Source organism: Nocardia sp. NPDC005745 (genome assembly GCF_040630775.1).
In the GTDB taxonomy this organism is placed as follows: domain Bacteria; phylum Actinomycetota; class Actinomycetes; order Mycobacteriales; family Mycobacteriaceae; genus Nocardia.
Genome location: NZ_JBEXYF010000099.1, coordinates 1 through 1328, shown reverse-complemented (window position 1 = coordinate 1328; position 1328 = coordinate 1). Strand labels below are relative to the sequence as shown.

Below are 1328 nucleotides of genomic sequence, written 5' to 3'. Positions count from 1 at the left end.
GTTGGATGCGCCGTCCTGGTTCACCGCACTACCACGCACCACCGCCAACACCCGATGCCCCAGACGACGCGCATCCGACAACCGCTCCAACACCACCAAACCGGCGCCCTCGGCGAGCCCAGTCCCGTCGGCGTCGTCGGAGAACGCCCTACACCGCCCATCTGCCGACAACGCTTGCATTCGGGAGAACTCCACGAAGCCTTGGGGATCGCCCAGAATCACAACACCGCCGGCCAGTGCCGTCGAGCATTCCCCTGCGCGCAGGGCTTGGCATGCCTGATGCAACGCCACCAGCGACGACGAACACGCCGTGTCCATCGTCACCGCAGGCCCTTCCAACCCGAACACATACGAAATACGACCAGATAGGACGCTGTCGATATTGCCGGTCAGTACGTACCCGCTGAGTTCCGCCGGTGCTTGGCTCATCGGCCGCCCGTAGTCGGTCGACATGCCTCCGATGTAGACGCCGGTGTGTGATCCGCGCATGGTGGAGGGGACGATGCCCGCGGATTCGAAGGTCTCCCATGCCACTTCGAGCAGCACTCGTTGCTGGGGATCCATCGCCAACGCTTCGCGGGGGGAGATGCCGAAGAATTCCGCGTCGAAGCCGGTGGCGTCGTCGAGGAACCCGCCTTCGCGTGTATACGAGGTCCCCTGCCGATCAGGATCGGGATCGTAGAGATTCTCGACGTCCCATCCACGATCGTCGGGGAGCCCGGAGATCACGTCTCGTCCCTGTGACACCAGGTCCCACAGATCGGCCGCGGACCGCACCCCGCCCGGATACCGGCAGCCCACACCCACGATCGCGATCGGCTCGTGGGCCATCTGTTCGAGTTGACGCACCCGCTGGTTGGACTTGCGGAGATCGCCGATGGCCTTGCGCAGATGCTCACGCAGTTCTGTTTCGTTCGCCATGGTCAGGCTCTCCCGTCATATGATGCGGTTCCCGCAGAGCTGGAACTGTCGAGCTCGTTGCTCAACGCTTCGAAAAGTTCGTCGTCGGATGCCGAAGCCAGGTCCTCGGCTTGTTCGTCGTCATCCCAGTCCTCGATGCCGGCCAGCAGCGCGTTGAGCTTCAGGCCGAAAGACCGCAACCGCTGCTCGACATGCCCCTCGACCTGGTTGTTCGCTGCAAGAGCAGTGATCAGGGACTCGATCTTGTCGAGTCCTTCGACAAGGCTCTTCTCACCGGCGCCTCGTCGAGAGGACCCGCTTGCGGCAGCAGGTTGTATGTGTGTTTTGAGGTAGGTGGCCACCGCGGTAGGGGTCGGGTGGTCGAAGACCAAGGTCGCGGGCAAGGTCAGTCCGGTCGCCTTGGACAG

Annotated in this window: 2 protein-coding genes; both read right to left on the bottom strand. The window is 63.4% G+C overall.

What is annotated here, in order from left to right; translation table 11 throughout:
• Positions 1–921: beta-ketoacyl synthase N-terminal-like domain-containing protein (locus tag ABZ420_RS36005; RefSeq protein ID WP_357132688.1), on the bottom strand; the 921-nt coding region annotated here is incomplete at its 3' end.
• Between the two features lie 2 nt (positions 922–923).
• A partial coding sequence (locus ABZ420_RS36000; RefSeq protein WP_357132685.1) for a hypothetical protein occupies positions 924–1328 on the bottom strand: 405 nt, incomplete at its 5' end.